Here is a 19,798-nt window from a genome sequence, read left to right as displayed (position 1 = left end):
CCTACTCGGTGCCTTCCGAGCGGAAGATCGAGATCGAGATCGCGCGCCCTTGCGAGAAATTATAGCCGTCGATGCGCGTGCCAACCTTGTAGCGCAGCCCGATCGCCTCGGCGCGCTGCACGAAGCCGCGCTCAGAACGCTGCTCGACCAGCGCGAAACGGCAGCTCCCCTGCCGCAGGAAATCCGCCGCGCCCGATCCGTCGGTGAGCAGCGTCTGCGTGCCGGTCAGGAAGACGAGGCTCGGCTCGTGATAGCCGGCCGCGGCCGCCTTCGGCCCGACGCAGGTGACGTTGCGAAGTGCGCGTGCGACCTCGATGCTCGGAAACACCGGCGTCAGCGACGGCAGCACGATGCCGTAGACCACGACCGCCAGCATCAGGGCTGCGACCAGCGCGTTGAGCAGTGAGCGTTCGGCGTGGTTGTTGTCGTGAAGCCACCAGGCGAACAGGCCGAAGATCAGCGAGGCCGCGATGAACGGCCAGGCCACGAAAGCAGGCTGCCGCGTCAGCATCACCGCGCCGACGACTGCGATGATCGAGCCGCCAACGGGGATCGCGAACCACCAGGCCGAGCCGCGCATCAACCAGGACCAAGACAGCACACGCCGCTCCAACGCGCCGGCGGTGAGGATCGCGATCGCAGGGTACAGCGGCAGCACGTAATGCGGCAGCTTGGTCAGCACCGCCTCGAACACGATCCAGGACGGGACCAGCCAGGCCAGCAGGAATTGCGCGCCGGGCTCGCGCCGCGCGCGCCAGACTGCGGGCGCCGCCATCGCCGCCAGCGGCGCTCCGGGCCAGAACGTGATCCAGAACAGCACCAGGTACAGTCCAGGCGGCGCGCCGTGGGATTCCTGGGCGCCTAACTTGCTCAGCATGTCGCCACCGACGGAATCGGCGAAGAAGGCATCGCCCGCGCGCCAGAAGATCGCGACGAACCAGGGCAGCACCAGCACCAGCATCCACATCAGGCCCCAGAGCGGACGCAGCTTCCATAGCCAGGAGGCATCGCGGTCCTGGATCGCGAGCGCGACGATGGTCAGGCCTGCGAACATCAGGATCAACGGGCCCTTGATCAGGATGCCGACGGCGAGCGCGGTCCAGAAGATCGCGGGCCAGCTCCAGGGCGGATGCGTCTCGTCCTCGGCGCGCTGCCACGACAGATAGGCCCGTGCCATCGCGCCCATGGCGGCGACCACGCAGAACAGCAGCATCGCGTCGGTTTTCGCGAGCCGTGCCTCGACGCCGAGCAGCACGGAGGCGCTCATCAGGAGCGCGGCAAGCACCGCAGCGCGCCGCGTGACGAAGCCGAGCGCCGTCCAGTAGGTCATGAGCACGGCGCCGATCGCGCCGATCAGCGAGGGGAGCCGATAGACCCAGATGCGCAATTCGGCCCGCGGCAGGCCGAGCGCCGATGCCGTCTCGACCGCGGCCGATTGCAGCCAGTAGATGCCGACCGGCTTCTTGTAGCGGACGTCTTCCTGGAAGCGGATGTCGACATAATCGCCGCTCTCGACCATCTGCTTGGTCGCTTGCGCAAAGCGCGCCTCGTCGCGATCAACCGGTGGAATCGTGAAGAAGCCCGGCAGGAACAGCAGCAACGCGCAAACCAAAAGGAAGCCGACCGCACGCGCATGGCTGGCCGTGGCGATGTCGAACATGGACACGAGCCGGCTACCCGGATTCACCGGGGATTTCGGCTCGCGGGGAGCTCCAAAACGGGGTGTGGGGTAGGTCTCGGCCATTGGTTCCGCTTACGCTGAAACCGTTATTGCCACAACCGCTTGAGGCAGGGTCATTGAATTCGAATGACGACTGTGTCCGCGGCGCCCGTGGCGTCGATGACGGTCAGCCGCGCAAAGCCCGGACCGGGCGGATCGATCAGCCGCTGGCGCCGTCCGTCGATCTCGCCCAGCGCCGTTCCGTTAACCATGACGGTCATGGGCAGGACGCCGCCCGCGACCTTGACCGGCATGGCCGCACCGCCCTCGCCACCCGAGCGATCGACATCGATCCGCGAGCCGTTCAGCGGGAACTGGATGTGCAGAGCCTGTTCGCCCCCAGCCCGTACCAGATCACCGACCGGGCGGAACCGCCGCAACGGCAACGGCAGCTTCGCGTTGCTGGCGACCAGGGTTCCCTTCGGTGGTTTCGGCAACGGGACCAGCGTCTTGCCGGTCCGGGCGAAGGCGTCGAACAGGATCGGCGCGGCGGCAACCCGGCCGATCAGGCCCGGCACCGGCGCGCCGTCGGGCCGGCCCACCCAGACGCCGATGGTCATGCGGCCGTCGAAGCCCATCGACCAGGCGTCGCGGTAGCCGTAGGAGGTGCCGGTCTTGAAGGCGATGCGGTTGTGGGCCGCGTTCTCCGGTGGCGGGGTGCCCAGCAGCACATTGCCCACCTGCCAGGCCGCGACCTGATCGAGCAGCCGCAGCGGCTCCCGGTCGTCCCTGTCAGTCGTGACCTCGCGCAGCGGCTTGGTGGTGCCGAGCCGGGCGAACCCCGCATAAAGCTGGGCGAGGTCCTGCAGCGTCACGCCGACACCGCCAAGGCCCATGGCAAGTCCCGGCGCCTCGTCCTTGGGCAGCACCAGATTGCCGCCGGCCTGGCGCAGCCGCGATGCCAGCCGGCTCGCGCCGACGCGGTCGAGCAGGACGATCGCGGGCACGTTCAGCGACATCTGCAGCGCCTTCTTCACCGGCACTGTGCCCTGGAACGTCATGTCGAAATTTTCCGGCGCGTAGGAGCCGAAGCGCACGGGCCGATCGTCGATCAGACTGTCGGGATGAACAAAACCGTCCTCGAAGGCGAGCCCATAGATGAACGGTTTCAGCGTCGAGCCCGGCGAGCGGATGGCACGGGTCATGTCGACCTGCCCTGCCCGGCGCTCGTCGAAATAGTCCGCCGAGCCGACGCGGGCGAGCACGTCACCGCTCTCGTTATCGACCACGATAATGCCGACCGAGATGTTCGGCCCCAGCGCAATGGCGCGGTCGCGCGCCAGCAACTCCAGCACCTTTTGGAGGTTGGCATCGAGCGTCAGCTTGATGACGGGCGCGTCCTTGACCGTCGCCAGCGCCGCATCGGAGGCATGCGGCGCCAGGATCGGCATCGGCTTGCGTAGCTTGGGCACCGGCACGGCCTTGGCCTGCGTCGCGTCGTCGAGGCTGATCTGATGCTCCTCGACCATACGGTCGAGCACGCGGTCACGCGCTTTGCGCGCCGCATCCGGATAGCGATCGAGCCTGCGGGTCTCCGGCGATTGCGGCAGCGCGACCAGCAGCGCGGCCTCAGCCAGCGACAGCCGCTTCGGCTCCTTGCCGAGATAGGCGATCGAGGCGGCGCGAATGCCTTCGAGGTTGCCGCCATAAGGCGCGAGCGCGAGATAGAGATCGAGGATCTGCTCCTTGCCCAAGCTCCGCTCGATCTCGATCGCACGAACCATCTGCCGCAGCTTTGCGTAGAGCGAGCGCTGCCGCCGCGGCTCCATCAGCCGTGCGAGCTGCATCGAGATGGTCGATCCACCCGAGACGATGCGGCCGCGCGTGGCGAGTTGTAATGCGGCCCGCCCGAGCGCCAGCGGGTCGATGCCGTCATGGGCGTAAAAACGCTGGTCCTCATAGGCAAGCAGCAGCTTTAGATAAGTCGGATCGACGTTCGCCTTCGTCTCGACCGGCAGCCGCCAGCGCCCGTCCGCCATCGCATAGGCTCGCAGCAGCTTGCCGTTGCGGTCGACGATGGTGGTGGAGACCTGGCGGGCTTCGTCGAAGGGCAGCGGGCCGAGGGAGTAGACCCAGGCGACGAAGCCGACGACGGCGAGGATGAGCGTGAGCGCGAGGCCGGAGAGGAGGCGATGGCCCCTGCCCCTTGCTCCGTCATGGCCGGGCTTATCCCGGCCATCCAAATGGTCTCTCACCACATCGCTCATCTCGCCATCACTCACTTCGCCGCCCGCACCTCGACGGTGCCCGTCCCGGTGCGACCGTAGCGCGAGGGATTGTACATGTCCTCGACATAGGCCTGCGGCAGCACGTATTTGCCGGGCGAGACCACACGCACGACATAAGCCACCGTGAAGACCGCCTTGGAATCCGAGGCCCGATCGACGGCCGCCGTGAAGCGGTCGTCGCGGAACTCGGTATCCTCGGGCTCCTGGCCGTCCTCGATCCAGCCCAGCGTGCCGCTGTCGCCCGACGACACCAGTTTTGGATTGTCGATCTCGAGACCGGCCGGCAGATAGTCGGACACCATGATGTGGCCGTACTCGGGCTTCGCCTCGGTGATCTTCAGCACAACAGCGAAGCGGTCGTTCTGCTTGACCTTGCTGATATCGGCCGGCTTGCCGTCGAGCGTGAAGAAGTTGCGCTCGATCTTGAAGCCGTTCGATGCCGCAGGCTCGGGCGTCACCGGCGAGCCCGACACCGAGATCACGGCCTGCACCGGCGCGTCACCGGTGTTGGTAATCTTCAACGGCTTGCCTTCCAGTGTCGTGGCCTTGTAGCTGCGATAGAGCGCGGTCTTGACCGGCTGGCCATCGACCTCCATCGACAGGTTCTCCTTGGCGAGCGCGCGCGCCGCCAGCACCAGCCACGCATTCTCCTGCGTGGAGGTGTAGGGCGTCAGCCCGCGCGCGGTCTCAACCCGCGTCACCGCCTGCGTCAGCGTCGCCTTCGGCGCGTTGCCTTCGCTGGCAAGCGACACCAGCGCTGCTGCATCGCGGAGCTGCGAGCCGTAATCGGTGCGGCCGAATTCCAGCACGGGCTTGGGCGCAAGGCTGTCGAGGGCTGCGCCATAGACCCGTTCTGCGCGGTTGCGGTCGCCGACCAGCGCGAGCGCGGCCGCGAGCTGCGACTTCGCGATTGGCGTCGCGAGGTTAGAGAGCTTGGTGTCGGCGAGATAGCGGAGATCGCCGATCGGCGCAGCACCGTTGCGCGCGAGCACGTAGAGACCGTAAGCGAGGTCGCGGCCGCCATCCTTCTCCGGCTCGTTGCCGTTGACGACCGAATTGCGAATGCGGTCGAGTGCGGTCTTGAACAGGACATCCGGCACCACAAAGCCCTTTTCGCGGGCCCGGGTCAGGAAGTCCGTCACGTAGGCATCGAGCCAGGCGTCGTCGCCGCCGGCGGACCACAGGCCGAACGAACCGTTCGAGCCCTGGCGCGCGAGCAGCCGTTCGATGGCGTCGCGGATGCGCTGGTCGACCTCGGTATCCATGGCCAGATGCGCGCCCGTAGCGAGCTCGTTGACATAGAGCAGCGGCATGGCGCGGCTGGTGATCTGCTCCGAGCAGCCATAGGGATAGCGGTCGAGCGCTTTGAGGATCGTCGCCGCATCGAGCGCGGTCGACAGGCTCGCCGAGACCGAGACGCTGCCGGTGCCCGGCACGAGATCGGCGAACATGTCCGAGGTCAGCGTCAGGCTCTCGCCCTTCGCCAGCGTCCGGATCGAGCGCCGCGCCAGCACCTGGGTTGCCGCCTTGACGTCGAGCGCATAGTGGCGCGCCAGCGCCAGGCCATTCGGTCCCTTGATGTCGACGTCGAGCGTCGCCTGCCCCGCCGCGGTCGCGTCGACGGCGAGCGTGAACGAATTGCGCTGCTTGGCGGCGAGCTTCACCGTGGTTGCGGGATTGCCGGTCATCTTCACCGGGCCACCCGTCTTCACGTTGATGACGTAATCGCCGGCCTGCCCCTCGACATTGTCGATCTCGAGATTGACCGTGCCGTGGTCGCCGTTGAGCAGGAAGCGCGGCAGGGTCGTGGTCAACACCACGGGATCGCGGATCACCACATCGGTGTTGGCGCGGCCGAGCTTTGTCGCGGTCCACGCCACGGCCATCACGCGCGCGGTGCCGGCGAACTCCGGAATGTCGAAGCTCACTTCTGCCGTGCCGTCGGCGGCAACGGTGACGATGCCCGAATAGAGCGCGAGCGGCTTCTGCGCGGGCGGCGAGCCCTGGAGCTCGGCGGCACCGGCGTCGCCGCCGGACTTGATCTGCCCGCGCGTGCCCGACATGCCGTCGATGAGTTGCCCATAGAGATCGCGGATCTCCGCGCTCAGGCGGCGCTGGCCGAGATAATAGTCATCAGGCGCCGGCGGCTTGTAATTGGTGAGATTGAGGATGCCGACATCGACCGCGGCGATGACGATCTTGGCGTCCTCACCCGGATTGAGCCCGTCGAGCTTGACCGGGATCTTCAGCATCGCATTCGGCCGGATCAGCGCCGGCGGCGTCAGCTTCACCTGGAGCGTGCGGGTCTGCTTGTCGATGCCGAACCATTTCAGGCCGATCGCGCGGCCCGGCATGCGTTGCGCGGCCGCATCGAGCGGACGGCGCAGCGTCGCCACCACATAGGCGCCGGTGCCCCAGTCCTTGCCGACCGGGAGCTTCACCTGCGCGGTGCCCTCCTTGACGTCGATGGTCTGCGTCGTCAGCAGGCGATCGCCGAGCACGTTGACGGTCAGCTTGCCGGCGCTGCGGACGTTGACCGACACGGTCATGGAGTCGCCCGAAGCGTATTGCGGCTTGTCGATCGAGGTCTCCAGCAGGTCCGGCGTGTCGGCGCTGCCGTCGGAATACCAGCCGACGTCGAACTGCACCGAGGTCACCGGGCCGTCGGCGTCGTTCGACTTCACATCCAACCGGTAGCGGCCTGGCTGCGGCGTCAGCGAAATCCGCGACGGCTTGTCGGCGGCAACGGTGACGTCACCGTCAGCGACGCGCGACGTCGACTTGACCGGCTCGTATTCCCAATAATTGCTCTGGCGATACCATTGGTAGCGCGACTCCATCTTCAGGAGCTCGTAGCGCAGGCCGTCGCGGCGAAGCCTCTCGCCCGCGGGCGAGACGAACACGACTTCGAACTCGGCCTTGTCGCCCTCCGCGACGTTCTTGTCGCCAAACAGCGGCTTGATGCCGATCATGGCGGCCACGGGTGCGACCGGCAGCACGATCTTACGCTCGACGGCGCGGCCGCCGGTCTCGACCATGCGGACGAAGATCTGCGCTTCCTGGGGACGCGTCGAGGCCGGCTGCTTGTCGAGCGTGACCGGGAAGGTTGCAACGCCGTTGGCGTCGGCCTCGGGCAGGTTCTCCAGCGGCGTGCGCTCGTTCGAGGTGGTCTCTTCGTCGGCGACGCCGAACTGGTAGCCGGCAAAGCCCGGACGTTCCGATGCGGGCGCGACCAGCATGTCGCCTTCGAGCGCCAGACTCGAGGCCGGCGCGCCATAGAGGAAATGACCGTCCGCCTTAAGCTCCACTGGAGCGTTAGCTTTGATCAGCTTGTCCTTGGCAGACAAGTCGAATTCGATCCTGTCGGGAACGTAGTCCTCGACCATGAAGGTGGTCTCGCCGATCGAGGAGCCCTTCGGGTCGGTGAAGGCGCGCACCCGCCAGGTCCCGGTCGGCACGGCCGAGTTGAGCGGCACGGCCAGCGTGCGGCCGCCGGCGCCCTGGTCGGACACCACAGCGCGGCGGAATTCGACGCCATCAGGGCGCTCGATCACCAGGGTCATCGGCCCGCCGGTGACCGCATTGCCCTGCCCGTCGCGGAGCAGAGCGGTGAGATAGACGGTCTCGCTGGAGCGGTAGACGCCGCGCTCTGCATAGACGAAGGCGTCGGCGCCCGCAGGCACCGCGCGGCCCGAAACGCCGCGGTCGGACAGGTCGAAGGCGGAGGTCTTCAGGCTGAGAAAGGCATAGTCGGCCTTCTCGCCCGTGACCGTCAGCATCGCCGGCGACAGGCCGCCCTCGCCGCGCGCAAGCCCGGCCTCGAACAGCACATGGCCGCTGTCGTCGGTCTTGCGCGTCGCCAAAATCTCGTTGTTGCGCGCGACCAACCGCACCTCGGCTTTGCCGACCGGGTCGGTGGACGCCAGCGAATTCACGAACACGTGGATGCCGTCATTGCCGGAATAGGCTGCGACGCCGAGGTCGGAAACGATGAACCATTGGGTGGCGAGCTGGTAGTCGTCGTCCGAGCCCGGTCCCTTGGCCGCGGCCGTCATCACGTAGACGCCGGGCTGGAGTTCGCCGAGCGCCTGATCGACCGGGAACGCCGTGGTGACGTCCTGGTTCAGCATCATCGCGGTCGCGAGCTCGCCGGTCCAGACTTTGACGCCGCGCTCACCACCGAGGTCGCTGAGCTGATACTTGGACAGCGTCTTCTGGAAGTCGCTGTCCACCACCGTGTTGATCAGATTGCGGTCGCCGATCCGGAACACGTTGATATTGACCGCGGGCGTGTTGACGCTGACCACGGGAATGCCGCGCTGGCCGGTCCTCGGCAGCACATAGGCGCGGCTGTTGAAGCGCACGAACGGTTTGCGGTCGCGCACATAGACGTTGAACTCGGCCGATTTCGGCAGGCCCTCCTTCACGGTGGACGGCAGGCCGGCGCGCAGATTGATGTTGTAGCGTTCGCCGTGCTTCAGCCCGTCGACGCAGAGCTGCTTGCCCTCGGCCGACAGTGCCGGCTTGTCCTGGCCCGCCAGCGCGAGGTACGGCGCAAAATCGGTTCGCTTCGCCAGTTCCTCCGAGAATTGGAAGCAGGCGCGCGGGCTCGCCGAGTCCGAGTCCACGGTGTAGTCGAGCAGCCGAAAACCGTGCTCGTCGCGCATCTTCTCATACTGGCCGCGGACGTCGGCGACCTCGCGCATGTCGAGCGAAAGCCGCAGCGCATCCAGCGACGGCCGCCATAGTTTTCGTTCGGACAGCGACTTGCCGAGCACGGCGAGCGCGTCGGCCTCCTCGCCCGGATTACCGGTGCGCTGATAGGCGATGTAGGCGGCGGTCGAGGCGCGCTCCAGCAGGAAGGTCTGCTCGCTCGAGCTCTTCGGCGTGATCTGGAAGATGACTTTTGCCAGGCGCAGCCAGTTGCCGGCATCCTCCGGCGCGGTCGCCGCGATCTGGCCGAGCACCAACAGGCCGGTGCGATAGTCGTTGCGCCGGAAGGCAGCATCGGCGTCGGTGCGCAAGCTCGCGCCGGTCTTGGCGACCGGCCCCGCCTCGCCCTTGATCTGCGCCTCCAGCTTGATCGCGGAATCGGCGAGATCGTCGCGCTTGAAGGCCTTGTCGGCGGCCTGCGCTACGCTAAGGCCGAACGCCAGCGTGGCGCAGAGTGTGACGGCGCGAACAAGACCGATCATGGATGGACTCCCGGAAATCGCGGACGAACGCCGCTTGTCGCATGAAATGCGCGGAAAGGTGACGGACTCAAGGCGATGGAACCAAAGGTGCAAATCGTCGTATTCGCCATGACTAGGCAAGCCCAGAGGAGACTGATCGAGATACCGCCGCGCACGCCGTCCTGATGGCGCAGCAATACCGGACCAGTCGACCGGCGGCCGTGTCCCGGAAGCTAGTCAGCGTTCCCGGCGATGTGATCCATCGTCCAGTCCGCTGCCGCTCAACCCGGCACCCTGACACCCCACCGTTCCGCTTTGTCGCGGCTTCGAGGAAAACGGTTCGGTTCAGGCTTGGCTAAAGACGATATTTTTCATAATGGCATGGTAGATGAACAGCTGGCCCCAAACCAGGGCGGCTCAAACGGTCCCGTAGCTCAACTGGATAGAGCATCAGATTTCTACTCTGAGGGTTGCAGGTTCGATTCCTGCCGGGATCGCCAGTCTCCAAGACCCGGGACATCGGCGACAGCGCCCGCCAAGCAGCGCAAGGCGGCGCAGCTGCCGATCCATCGTCCTTCACGAATGCGTGGGAATCGTCGCCCCGAACTTTCAACCGGCCAGATCAGCCTTATCTACGCGCCGGGCGAATTGAGCTCGATAAGGACTCCGATGCCGCTATCCGAGTGGACGAGAATGGCGATCGCATCTGCGGTGGCTGTAATCGCAATGTCGTATTTGGCAATCGACGCAGGCGTCGTGAGCTCCAGCGGTATCACAAAACGAATCGAGACGGCGCGGGCTTCCATCGCGGGCACGGCGGTGAGTCAGTATCAGCTCGCCTTCGCCGTCCAGGCATGGGCGGGTCGCGGCCACCAGAAGCCGGCCTTGGAAGCATGCTTGGCGACCGATTGATTCAGGCGCGGCAATAAATCGGCCGACCGGTCGGTCATTGGTCCAGAGTAACGAACTCAGCCGTACCTGACACCCTTCTTTCACTCATCTTCAAGCCGTCATTGACTCGACGCCCACCACGCGGCGATGGCCGCGCCAAGCTCATCCCACAGCTCCGTCGGCAAATCGGGCACCGCCACCCGCACGCTGTACTCACCCGTGGTCGCGTTGTGAAACCACTCCGTCGCGGCGAAATCAAAACCGAAGCTGCCGGCGTGGCGGATCGGAAATCCCTTCCCGCTCAGGTCCCGGCTCATGTCTTCGGCGGCTTGCTGCGCGCTGGCCTGGTCGAGCGGACGCTGGCCGCGCAGCGTGACATAGAGGCCGTGGGTAAAGTGGAGCTCCGCTGAAAGCTGCGCCAATTCGGAGGCAAAGTATCGGCGCATGCGTCGGCCGTTGCGCAGCATCGCGGCGATGCGTTGTCTTGTCAGCCTCCAATAAGCGGCGGTGCCCACATAGGGCGGAAAGTGCGCCGGGAGCGCCGCGCCGCCGAGCAGGCGCACGGCCTCGCTCGTTTCCCGCGCCAGGCGCGCGCAGAACGACGCGTTCGCGCCCTCGCCCGGTCTGACGAAAGCCGCAGAACCGAGCCGGCCATATTCCGCCCCGAGCGAATCCAGCTTGGTATGGCTTCGCACCATCACGACGGGGATTCCGTATCGCCGGGCCCAACCGAGCACGCGCCGGATGCGGCCCGATCCGCCGGCAAAACATGTCGTATCGAAAACCAGCAGATCGAGCGCGGATGGATCAACGCGAAGCGCCGCTTCGAACGCGCCGGCCGGGACGCATGAATCCAGCAGCAGAATCCGCTGCGAGCCCGCCCGCGCCAACGCATCGCCGAGCGGCAGCTTCAAGGTGACAAGCCGCAAATGCGGAACGAGGCGTTCGATCAACTCGATCGTCTCGCCGTAGCAGCCCGGCATCACCAGAATATCGGCCTTGCCAATGACCCGCGTCGAGGCCAGCAGCAGAGCCGAGATCGCGGCCATGCCCGAGGCAGTGTAGATCGCCTGTTCGGTGCGGCCGCATTGATAAAATGACGGACCGCGTACCTTAAGGTCGGCGCGCTGGTAGTCGTAGCTGAACGTGAATGGGCCGCTGGTGGGAGGCGCCGCGTGCGACCAGGCCGTCTCCGTGGCCTTCCACTGATGCAACTCGTGCTCTGCCCGCAGCGCCGCCGTGACCCGGAATTTGGACTTGATGACGTCGTCGACAGATCGCGGACATGCGAGATGCACCGGATGACTCAGGCAATCGTTCAACAGCCTGATCTCCCTGTGCTTCCGTTCCAGATAGGCCTCAATGCTCTCCATGCGGACCCGAAAAGTGCAACTGCCGTTCAACGTTTCGGAGGCGCGCTGGGTCCTACCACGACTGCCGCTTTGCAACGAAGACCGGTCCTCGCTGTTAATGCTGCATAAGGAGAACAACATGAGCGAAATCAGAGAGCGTATGAAAATCATCGGCAAGGACGGCGCCCATGTCGGCACCGTCGATCGCGTCGAGGGCAACCGCATCAAGCTGACGCGGAAGGACAGCCCGGAGGGTCACAAGGACCATCATCATTACATCGACACGAAATATGTCGGTGCCGTTGAAGGCGATGTCGTCAAGCTTTCGGTGAATGCCGACGCGGTGCCGAAGTCGGAAGCCGCCTGAAACAGTGAGCCCCTTCGGGGGCTTTTTGTTTGTTCACGGTCTCGCTCTGCTTCGTTCTCTGAAAAGAATCGCGATCAGGAAATCGCCTTCGGAACGAGTCTTAACGCCACGTTTCGTCGGCTCGCCTCAGGCGTCGAACGTCACGAGCACGGGCCGCAACCGGTAGGCATCGATCGCGGCGTTTGACAGTAGCAATCTTCGCCGTTCTCCGCGGAGCATCATGCGGTCGATCCTGTTCAGGATGAACTGGGCCGCCTCCCTGTGCTCACCGGTGAGCAGGCCGGAGTGGTCGAGATATTTCCAGGCAATCTCGAAGGACTGTGCGCGTAATTCGGGGTCGGTCATGGCCGCTCAACGCCGGCGGGGAACGGACGTTCCTACGGCGAACCACAACCGGCTCCTCCCGGCCGCCCTTGATGATCCCGAGAGGATGGAATTGAGGGACGCGGAACGAACCTGCGATCAGCGTGTTGAATAGCGTGTTGAATATTGAATGGTGCCGATCTGCCAGCCCCGATCGGCCCTGGAGAGCCCCGTGCTTGTCCCCCCGAGCGCGGGGTTTTTCGTATGCACACGGGCTTTTCTCGTGAGAGCGTCCGCTCAGGCCGCCCCATCCTCGCGCCGGTCGCGGGCGAGTTGATGCCAGGCCAGGGCCAGCTCGATGAGACGCTGCCGGTCGGGGCCGTCGGCTGCCACGGCGCGCTTCATCGCCGCCTCGGCTTCGTGCTGTGGATCGTACTTGGTACACATGGGGCCCAGACTAGCCGGACGATCTGGACAAGCGCATGGCAATTTCGTCCGGATGATTGCGGGGTTACCACCCACCCCAGGGATATGCCGCGCGAAGCCGAGAGGCCGCTCCACACAGACCGAACTGTGAAGTGCGTCACAGCCTGCGCCCGGCGTCTCCGCTAAACAGCCTTCATCGCTCCCAGGAGAGCGAGAAGGCATGGGAGGTGTTTCCCGTCATGACACAAGAAGCCGCAGCCGAAGTTGCCGCCCCGACGCAACGCGAAAGATCCGACCCGCTCGGCATCGCATATCTTGCGACCATCGGCATCGTGATGCTGGCCTGGATCGCAGGTCTGGTCTGGGCCGCGATCGCGTTCTTCAACTGGCTGGTATCCTGACCCGGGGGACGATCAGTCTCTCTCAATTCTCGGCCAGCGCCAAACCGAAAAAGAGGCGGGCTTTTTGCCCGCCTCTTCGTTTCAGATCTCGCTTGGGGTCTCAGTAACAGGCGCGGGGATCGGCCCGCACATACTGGCCGCTCGGATAGCGGTAATAGCAGTTGCCCTGGGCCAGATAGTAGCCGGGACGCGAGGCAGCCGTGGCGCCGGCGATCGCGCCGGTGGCGCCGCCAATCACGGCGCCTGCGGCCGCACCCGAGGCGTTGCCCGAGATCAGGCCGCCCAGCACGCCGCCGACGATGGCGCCGCCAAGCGCGCTTGCGCCGGGATCGGCCGGTGGCGGAGGTTCATAGGCGACGGGCGGCGGGGCATAGGCTACCGGCACGTCGTCGTAATAGTCCTCCGAAATGTAGCCCGGCGGGCCGGCCATCCGCTGCGGATAATAATACCAGACGCCGCCGACATCCCACCACCAGCCGGAACGGCCGTTATGGACTTCATGGCGCCAGCGTCCGCCATCCCAGGCGACATTGCCGCGATAGGCGTGTCCGCCCCAATCGCGCGCCGGTGCGGGACCCCTGGCGTAATTGCGTCCGGGCGGTGGACCGCCGGCATTGCGCGGGCCAGGACCTGGAAGGCCTGGACCTGCATGACCAGGACCAGGACCGCCGGCGTGAGGCTGGCCGCCGGGCTGTGGCCCGGGCCGTGCCGCCTGCTGCGGCGCCGGACCCTTACGCGAGTTCTGCGGCGGCGCACCGGCGCCCGGCCCGGCCGATGGCTGGGCGGAGTCTCTTGGCGGCCGGGCGTCTTGAGCCTGCGCCGAGACGGCGAGCAACGACATGGCCGAAACCAAGGGAATGATGATCTTCATGCGGCTGGACGCACTCATGCGTGCTTGACCCCCTACTCTCTCGATTGCCGTTAACGGCCGTGGCGCCTGGCGCGATAGACGATTCGCCTGGCGCTGAGCTGATGCCGGCTGACATAACTGACCTGCTTCGGTCGGCTAAGTCCCGTTACAAATGATTAAGATCACGGCATTTTTCGTTCGCGCGGGTCGCGCTGGAGTGCTTCTAACGCGCCGGCTCGATCACATTGCAGTTGCTTCGCCCGGACATCAGGCAATCCTGCATCTTGCTGGCGGAGGTGAGATCGCGGGCAAGCCACCAGCCGATTCCGAGGATCACAATCGCGATGATCAAGCCGGCGACGGCGCCGCGGCGGCTGTCACCGGATCGAGGCTTGGGCCGGGTTTTGGGCTTCCCACCCGGTTCGGGCTGGAGTTCAGGCTTAAGTTCGGGCTTGGGCTCGGGGCTGGACATGGCTACCTGGTCGCTCGGGCACGCGGGCTTTATCAGCTCTGCGACGTGGCGTCACATCCCGCGCGGGCTCCGGCTCGGCCTTCTCAGTTCAGCCTCGCCGGTTCAGCCTCGCCAGTTCAGCCCCGGGTCGGCCGGATCGCATACTTGCGCGAGGTTTCGACCGCCGGGATCGTGTGCTGGACCCGCGCGCAGCTCGTGAGCACAAACGCGGTCTGGGTGCATTCCCAATCCGCGCCCAGAACAGCACTTTCGATCGGCTGCGGACGGCCGAGGAGTAGCGTTGCACCGACCAGGGCTGCCACCGTCACGGCAATCGCGAGCGCCTTCAGGCTCAGTCGGAAGATCCTCATACCCGTGCTCCGTCGCGTATCGGGCGGACGCTAGGCGTCGCTCCGCGTGGCCCCCTATGAGGGACATCACAATTCGGCAGTTTTTCCGGGCTACGAGGCATCGTCGGGGGTGGCGATATTTCGTCTGCCTGATCGGCTGCAATTTATGGGTGGCGTCGCGACGCGCGGCGATGTAAAGGCTTCTGCGTCGCGTGGCGCCTGCTATGCCCAGCCGACGTACCAACCGAAGTGATGTAGGATCGGAAGCGAGGAAGACAAGGCTCGTCGATGAGTGGATTCAGGGAACCAGGCTTCTCCGACCGGCAAAAGGCCGCGCAGGAAGCACGCAAAAATCTTTTGAACAAATTCAAGTCGCAGCCCGGGATCGACGATCCCGCGGTCGCGGCGAAGCGTGCCGAGCGCGAGGCCCTCGCGGCCAAGCGGGCCGAGGCGAAGGCTGCGCGCGAGGCGGAGAAGGCCGAGCAGAAGCGTCACGAGGAAGAAGCCTCGGTGCTCGAAGCCGCGCGGATCGCCCGCGAAGCCGAAGAAGCCGTCGCGAAGGCGGCTGAAGCCGAGGCCGAGCAAAAGGCCAGGCGCGACGCTCGCTACGCCGCCCGCAAGGCCAAGCGCAAGTAACGTTCGCAGGCCACGTTTCGCAAAGTCACGTTCATTTGAATTTGAGCTGAAGTATAATCCGGGGCGGTCCACGTGACCACCCCGGAGTTTTTGGGCGCGCGTTTGCCTTTCCGCAAACGCCCGATGACGACTGAAGATCAGTTTTTCTTCATCCCGTCGTCTTTTTTCATCCCGTCCTTCGACATCGTGTCCTTCGACATCGTATCCTTCTTCATTCCGTCCTTGGACATGGTGTCCTTCTTCATGCCGTCCTTGGACATCGTGTCCTTCTTCATCATACCGTCATCCTTGCCCATCTTGTCTTGAGCAAAGGCGGCCGGCGACATCGCGAGGCCGAGCGAGAGAACGGCCGCCGAGACGCCGAGCGCGATGCGGGTACGAATGGTCATGACTGGTCTTCCCTTCGAGATGATGCTTGTCAGCGACGGACGCCGCTATCTGATCTCGACGGATTGCCACGGGGCGTTGTTACGCGGACGCTGATAAATTTCTGCGCGCCGTCGCCGCCCTTCGTTCGGCGTACACACGAGGATTGAAAGTGTGCAACGCAACATACCCGGCACTTGCCGCGGCATTGGGTCTCGAACTATCAGATGAGAGAACATTGCCTGAAAGACCGGCTAGGATGGGCCTCAGCGCAGTCTCAAAGACCAACTGAAAATCACAGCAAACAAGAACCATCCAAGAAACAGTTCAAGGGGATAACACCATGCTCACGCGCCGCCACCTGATCGCGACCGCCGTCGCCGCACCCGCCATTCTCCGTTTCAGCACCGGTACCGCGCATGCCGCGACTACGCTGAAGATCTCGCATCAATTCCCGGGCGGCACAGTCGACAAGGGCGATTTCCGCGACCGCCTCTGCCGCATGTTCGCCGCCGAAGTCGCCAAGCGCAGCAATGGCGACATCGCTGCTGAAATCTATCCGAACTCCTCGCTGATCAAGACCAACGCGCAGTTCTCCGCGATGCGCAAGGGCGCGCTCGACATCAGCCTCTATCCGATGCCCTACGCCGGCGGCGAATTGCCGGAGACCAATATCGGCCTGATGCCGGGCCTCGTCACCACCTACGACCAGGGCATGCGCTGGAAGAAGGAGCCGGTCGGCAAGGCGCTGACCGACTTCCTCGCCGACAAGGGCATCATCCTGCTCAGCTGGGTCTGGCAGGCCGGCGGCGTTGCCAGCCGCTCCAGGCCGATCGTGTCGCCTGAGGACGCCAAGGGCCTGAAGGTGCGCGGCGGCTCACGCGAGATGGACATGGTGCTGCAGACCGCCGGCGCCTCGGTGCTGTCGGTGCCTTCGAACGAAATTTACGCGGCGATGCAGACCGGCGCCTGCGATGCCGGCATCACCTCATCCACCAGCCTGATCTCGTTCCGCCTCGAAGAGGTCGCGAAGTCGCTGACCTCGGGCGCAGGCGCGTCCTACTGGTTCATGCTCGAGCCGCTGATGATGTCGAAGGCGATTTTCGACAAGCTGCCGAAGAACCAGCAGGACGTCCTGCTCGCGGTCGGCACCGAGCTCGAAGCCTTCGGCCGCAAGGGCGCGCAGGACGACGACGTCGAGGTCGCCAAGGTCTACGAGAAGGCCGGCGCCAAGGTCTCGGTGCTCGATGCCGCGACCGTCGGCAAGTGGCGCGACATCGCCCGCGATACCGCCTGGAAGGACTACGGCGCCAAGACCGCGACCGCTGCCAACCTGCTCAAGCTCGCTACCGACGTCGCTGCATGAGCCACGGTCCGCTTCCGGATCGTGACGACCAGGCAAACGCTGCCGCAAGGACCGGCCTTGCGGCGGCGATCGATCGCGGTCTCGCCGTCCTCAACAACATCATCGTCGTGTTCGCCGCGATCGCACTGATCGCGGCCTGCGCCATCCTGAGCTACAGCGTGCTCAGCCGCGCTCTGTTCAAGGCCGCCAATTACTGGCAGGACGAGGCCGCGGTGTTCCTGCTGGTCGGCGCCACCTTCATGACGGCCGCCTATGTGCAGCAGAACCGCGGTCACATAGGCATCGAGGCCTTCGTCGGCCTGCTCTCGCCGCTCGCGAACAGGATCAGGCTCTGGCTGGTCGATGCCGTGACGTTCCTGTTCTGCGCCTTCTTCGCCTGGAAATCCTGGACGCTGGCGCATGAAGCCTATGTCGACGGCCAGGTCTCGAACTCGATGTGGTCGCCGCCGCTGGCCATCCCCTATTCGCTGATGGCGTTCGGCATGAGTCTGCTCTGCGTCCAGATCATCGTGCAGCTTGCGCTGCCCTTCGCAGGAGCCAGGCGTCCATGAGCGTTTTCGGTATCGGCCTCGCCTACGGCATTGCGACGCTGGTCGTGATGTTCTCGGGCATGCCCATTGCGTTCGCGCTCGGCGCAGTCGCGGTCGTGTTCATGGGCATCTACATGCCGGCCGCCTCTCTCGATACGGTGACGCAGAACGTCTACGAGGAAATGGCCTCGATCACGCTGCTGTCGATCCCGCTCTTCATTCTGAAGGGCGCCGCGATCGGCAAGTCACGCGCGGGCCAGGATCTCTACTCGGCCCTGCACGCTTGGCTGCACCGCGTGCCCGGCGGCCTCGGCGTCGCCAACGTGTTCGCCTGCGCCCTGTTCGCGGCGATGGCGGGCTCCTCGCCCGCGACGTGCTCGGCGATCGGCTCGGCCGGCATCCCCGAGATGCGCAAGCGCGGCTATTCCGGCGGTTTTGCCGCGGGCATCATCGCCGCCGGCGGCACGCTAGGCATTCTGCTGCCGCCCTCGATTACCATGATCCTGTTTGCGGTCGCCGCCGAAAAGTCGCTGGGACGGCTGTTCCTCGCCGGTATCGGGCCCGGCCTGCTGCTGGTCTCGCTGTTCGGCACCTACGCCGTGATCCGCTTCCGCCAGGAATATGCCGCGGCCGAAGCGATCTACAAGAACGGCGGACCGGAGGCCGCGATCCTCGCCCGCGACGAGTACACGCTCGCCGAACGTTTCAGCGTGCTGCCGCGCGTGATTCCCTTCGTGCTGCTCCTCACCGGCGTCATGATCGCGCTCTATGGCGGCTATGCCACGCCGTCGGAGACCGCCGGCCTCGGCGGCCTCCTGGCGCTGGCGCTGATCGCGGCGATCTACAGTGTGTGGCGGCCGAGCGACCTTGCGCCCATCCTGAAGTCGACGATCCGGGAATCGACCATGCTGATGATGATCATCGGCATGTCGCTGCTTTATTCCTACGTGATGAGCTATCTGCACATCTCGCAATCGGCGGCCGAATCCGTCGTCGCGATGCACTTGCCGCGCTGGGGCCTCCTGTTCGCGATCCTCGTCATGGTCGTCGTGCTCGGCTTCTTCCTGCCGCCGGTCTCGATCATCCTGATGACCGCACCGATCATCCTGCCGCCGCTCCGCGCCGCCAATTTCGACATCATCTGGTTCGGCGTGGTCATGACCATCGTGATGGAGATGGGGCTGATCCATCCACCGGTCGGCCTCAACATCTTCGTCATCCGCAACGTCGCGCCCGACATCCCGCTCCGCGAGGTGATCTGGGGCACCCTGCCCTTCGTGCTGCTGATGATGCTTGCAGTGCTGCTGTTGTGCTTCGTGCCGGGGATCTCGACCGCACTGCCGGATCTGGTGATGGGGCCGGACGGGAGCAGGTGACGCTCTCTCCCCCCGTCATTGCGAGTGGAGCGAAGCAATCCAGAATCGCGCCGGGGAAAGACTCTGGATTGCTTCGCTCCGCTCGCAATGACGGAGAACTAGCAAGCGACGCGCCTCTTCTTCGCGTTCAGCGCGGACGCCACGCGGCTCACGGGCGGCTTGCCGAGCACGCCGCTCATCGCGTTCGTGGCCGCCAGCAGCTTGTCCATGTCCACGCCAGTCCTGATCCCCATGCCTTCGAGCATGTAGACGACATCCTCAGTCGCGACGTTACCGGTCGCGCCCGGCGCGTAGGGACAGCCGCCGAGGCCGCCGGCGGCGGCGTCGATGACGCGGACGCCCTGCTCCAGGCCGGCGTAGAGATTGGCGAGCGCCTGGCCGTAGGTGTCGTGGAAATGCATCGCCAGCTTGTCGGCAGGAATGTTGGCGCCGACCGCGCGTAACATCTCCTTGGCCTTATCAGGCGTGCCGACCCCGATGGTGTCGCCGAGCGAGATTTCGTAGCAACCGAGCGCCCACAGCGCGTTGGCGAGATCGGCGACTGCTTTCGGCTTGATCTCGCCGTCGAACGGACAGCCCAGCACGCAGGAAATATAGCCGCGCACCTTCACACCATCAGTCTTGGCGCGCGCCAGTACCGGCTTGAACCGCTCGATCGATTCCGCGACCGTGCAGTTGATGTTGGCCCGCGAAAATCCCTCGGAGGCCGCCGCGAACACCGAGATGACTTTCGCGCCGGCCGCGCGCGCGGCGTCATAGCCCTTCTCGTTCGGCACCAGCACGTGGAATTCGGCACCCAGCAAATGGCTCACGCCGCGCAGCACGGCATCCGAGCTTGCCATCTGCGGGATCGCCTTGGGCGAGACGAAGGCACCGATTTCGACCGTGGTCAGCCCGGCCGCGACCAACGCCTCGATGAAGGCGATGCGCGCCTCGACGCTGACCGCCGTCTTCTCGTTCTGGAGGCCGTCGCGCGGCCCCATTTCGATGATGCGGACCTGGTCGCTCATG

The 19,798-nt window shown here is 65.3% G+C and carries 18 protein-coding genes and 1 tRNA gene; 7 read left to right on the top strand and 12 right to left on the bottom strand.

Translation table 11 applies throughout. The features are described from left to right. Window position 1 precedes the first annotated feature (1 nt). From IVB27_RS24040 to IVB27_RS24030, 3 genes are read right to left on the bottom strand one after another with little or no spacing between them, the layout of a single operon-like run. On the bottom strand, window positions 2-1,744 hold the full coding sequence (locus tag IVB27_RS24040; RefSeq protein ID WP_247445664.1) for an ArnT family glycosyltransferase: 1,743 nt from the start codon (window positions 1,742-1,744) through the stop codon (window positions 2-4). Between the two features lie 50 nt (window positions 1,745-1,794). Continuing rightward, window positions 1,795-3,903, bottom strand: a complete 2,109-nt coding sequence (gene pbpC / locus IVB27_RS24035) for a penicillin-binding protein 1C (RefSeq protein WP_524536500.1) — start codon at window positions 3,901-3,903, stop codon at window positions 1,795-1,797. A gap of 35 nt (window positions 3,904-3,938) precedes the next feature. Further along, a complete protein-coding gene (locus tag IVB27_RS24030) occupies window positions 3,939-9,143 on the bottom strand; it encodes an alpha-2-macroglobulin family protein (RefSeq protein WP_247445662.1) in 5,205 nt (1,734 codons plus the stop codon). 402 nt (window positions 9,144-9,545) lie between these two features. Between IVB27_RS24030 and IVB27_RS24025 the strand changes: the two genes are divergently transcribed. Then, window positions 9,546-9,622 (top strand) — tRNA-Arg (locus IVB27_RS24025). Between the two features lie 132 nt (window positions 9,623-9,754). On the opposite strand, the gene IVB27_RS24020 is transcribed toward IVB27_RS24025, so the two are convergent. Together IVB27_RS24020 and IVB27_RS24015 are read right to left on the bottom strand one after the other, a co-directional pair. Next, entirely contained in the window at window positions 9,755-9,928 is a 174-nt protein-coding gene (locus tag IVB27_RS24020) for a hypothetical protein (RefSeq protein WP_247445661.1), read from the bottom strand. 204 nt (window positions 9,929-10,132) lie between these two features. Further along, window positions 10,133-11,386, bottom strand: a complete 1,254-nt coding sequence (locus IVB27_RS24015) for a hypothetical protein (RefSeq protein WP_247445734.1) — start codon at window positions 11,384-11,386, stop codon at window positions 10,133-10,135. Window positions 11,387-11,504: 118 nt separating this feature from the next. Between IVB27_RS24015 and IVB27_RS24010 the strand changes: the two genes are divergently transcribed. Further along, window positions 11,505-11,732, top strand: a complete 228-nt coding sequence (locus IVB27_RS24010; protein ID WP_247445660.1) for a DUF2171 domain-containing protein — start codon at window positions 11,505-11,507, stop codon at window positions 11,730-11,732. A 126-nt stretch (window positions 11,733-11,858) separates the two neighbouring features. On the opposite strand, the gene IVB27_RS24005 is transcribed toward IVB27_RS24010, so the two are convergent. Both IVB27_RS24005 and IVB27_RS24000 read right to left on the bottom strand, forming a co-directional pair. Then, a complete protein-coding gene (locus IVB27_RS24005; protein WP_247349068.1) occupies window positions 11,859-12,077 on the bottom strand; it encodes a hypothetical protein in 219 nt (72 codons plus the stop codon). 255 nt (window positions 12,078-12,332) lie between these two features. Further along, the gene (locus IVB27_RS24000) at window positions 12,333-12,482 is read right to left on the bottom strand and encodes a hypothetical protein (RefSeq protein WP_247349070.1); all 150 of its coding nucleotides are present in this window, start codon (window positions 12,480-12,482) and stop codon (window positions 12,333-12,335) included. Between the two features lie 218 nt (window positions 12,483-12,700). Here IVB27_RS24000 and IVB27_RS23995 point away from each other — a divergent pair, with 218 nt between their 5' ends. Beyond that, a complete protein-coding gene (locus IVB27_RS23995; protein WP_247349072.1) occupies window positions 12,701-12,862 on the top strand; it encodes a hypothetical protein in 162 nt (53 codons plus the stop codon). A 100-nt stretch (window positions 12,863-12,962) separates the two neighbouring features. Here the strand turns inward: IVB27_RS23995 and IVB27_RS23990 are convergent, their stop codons facing one another. The 3 genes from IVB27_RS23990 to IVB27_RS23980 all read right to left on the bottom strand — a co-directional run bounded on the left by IVB27_RS23990 (window position 12,963) and on the right by IVB27_RS23980 (window position 14,534). Continuing rightward, the gene (locus IVB27_RS23990; RefSeq protein ID WP_247349073.1) at window positions 12,963-13,751 is read right to left on the bottom strand and encodes a hypothetical protein; all 789 of its coding nucleotides are present in this window, start codon (window positions 13,749-13,751) and stop codon (window positions 12,963-12,965) included. A gap of 184 nt (window positions 13,752-13,935) precedes the next feature. Beyond that, entirely contained in the window at window positions 13,936-14,184 is a 249-nt protein-coding gene (locus IVB27_RS23985) for a hypothetical protein (RefSeq protein WP_247349075.1), read from the bottom strand. A 116-nt stretch (window positions 14,185-14,300) separates the two neighbouring features. Then, the gene (locus IVB27_RS23980; RefSeq protein WP_247349076.1) at window positions 14,301-14,534 is read right to left on the bottom strand and encodes a DUF687 domain-containing protein; all 234 of its coding nucleotides are present in this window, start codon (window positions 14,532-14,534) and stop codon (window positions 14,301-14,303) included. Window positions 14,535-14,801: 267 nt separating this feature from the next. Between IVB27_RS23980 and IVB27_RS23975 the strand changes: the two genes are divergently transcribed. Further along, a complete protein-coding gene (locus tag IVB27_RS23975) occupies window positions 14,802-15,149 on the top strand; it encodes a DUF6481 family protein (RefSeq protein ID WP_247349077.1) in 348 nt (115 codons plus the stop codon). A gap of 137 nt (window positions 15,150-15,286) precedes the next feature. On the opposite strand, the gene IVB27_RS23970 is transcribed toward IVB27_RS23975, so the two are convergent. Then, complete coding sequence (locus IVB27_RS23970; RefSeq protein ID WP_247445659.1) at window positions 15,287-15,538, bottom strand: pentapeptide MXKDX repeat protein; 252 nt, start codon at window positions 15,536-15,538, stop codon at window positions 15,287-15,289. Window positions 15,539-15,858: 320 nt separating this feature from the next. On the opposite strand from IVB27_RS23970, the gene IVB27_RS23965 reads away from it, so the two are divergent. The 3 genes from IVB27_RS23965 to IVB27_RS23955 are packed head-to-tail and all read left to right on the top strand — an operon-like array spanning window position 15,859 to window position 18,787. After that, window positions 15,859-16,881 (top strand): TRAP transporter substrate-binding protein, encoded by a 1,023-nt coding sequence (locus IVB27_RS23965; RefSeq protein WP_247445658.1) that lies wholly within the window; start codon window positions 15,859-15,861, stop codon window positions 16,879-16,881. Continuing rightward, window positions 16,878-17,432, top strand: coding sequence for a TRAP transporter small permease (locus tag IVB27_RS23960; protein ID WP_247445657.1), 555 nt, complete (start codon window positions 16,878-16,880; stop codon window positions 17,430-17,432). The genes IVB27_RS23965 and IVB27_RS23960 overlap by 4 nt, the downstream gene beginning before the upstream one ends. Then, window positions 17,429-18,787 carry a TRAP transporter large permease gene (locus IVB27_RS23955; RefSeq protein ID WP_247349081.1) on the top strand — a complete coding sequence of 453 codons (1,359 nt, stop codon included), beginning with the start codon at window positions 17,429-17,431 and terminating at the stop codon, window positions 18,785-18,787. Before IVB27_RS23960 ends, IVB27_RS23955 begins: the two co-directional genes overlap by 4 nt. A gap of 98 nt (window positions 18,788-18,885) precedes the next feature. Here the strand turns inward: IVB27_RS23955 and IVB27_RS23950 are convergent, their stop codons facing one another. Further along, a complete protein-coding gene (locus tag IVB27_RS23950; RefSeq protein ID WP_247445656.1) occupies window positions 18,886-19,797 on the bottom strand; it encodes a hydroxymethylglutaryl-CoA lyase in 912 nt (303 codons plus the stop codon). Window position 19,798: the final 1 nt, after the last annotated feature.

This window comes from Bradyrhizobium sp. 197 (genome assembly GCF_023073375.1).
Classification (GTDB): Bacteria; Pseudomonadota; Alphaproteobacteria; order Rhizobiales; family Xanthobacteraceae; genus Bradyrhizobium.
The sequence above is the reverse complement of the archived record's forward strand: the minus strand, read 5'-3'. Positions and strand labels throughout refer to the sequence as shown.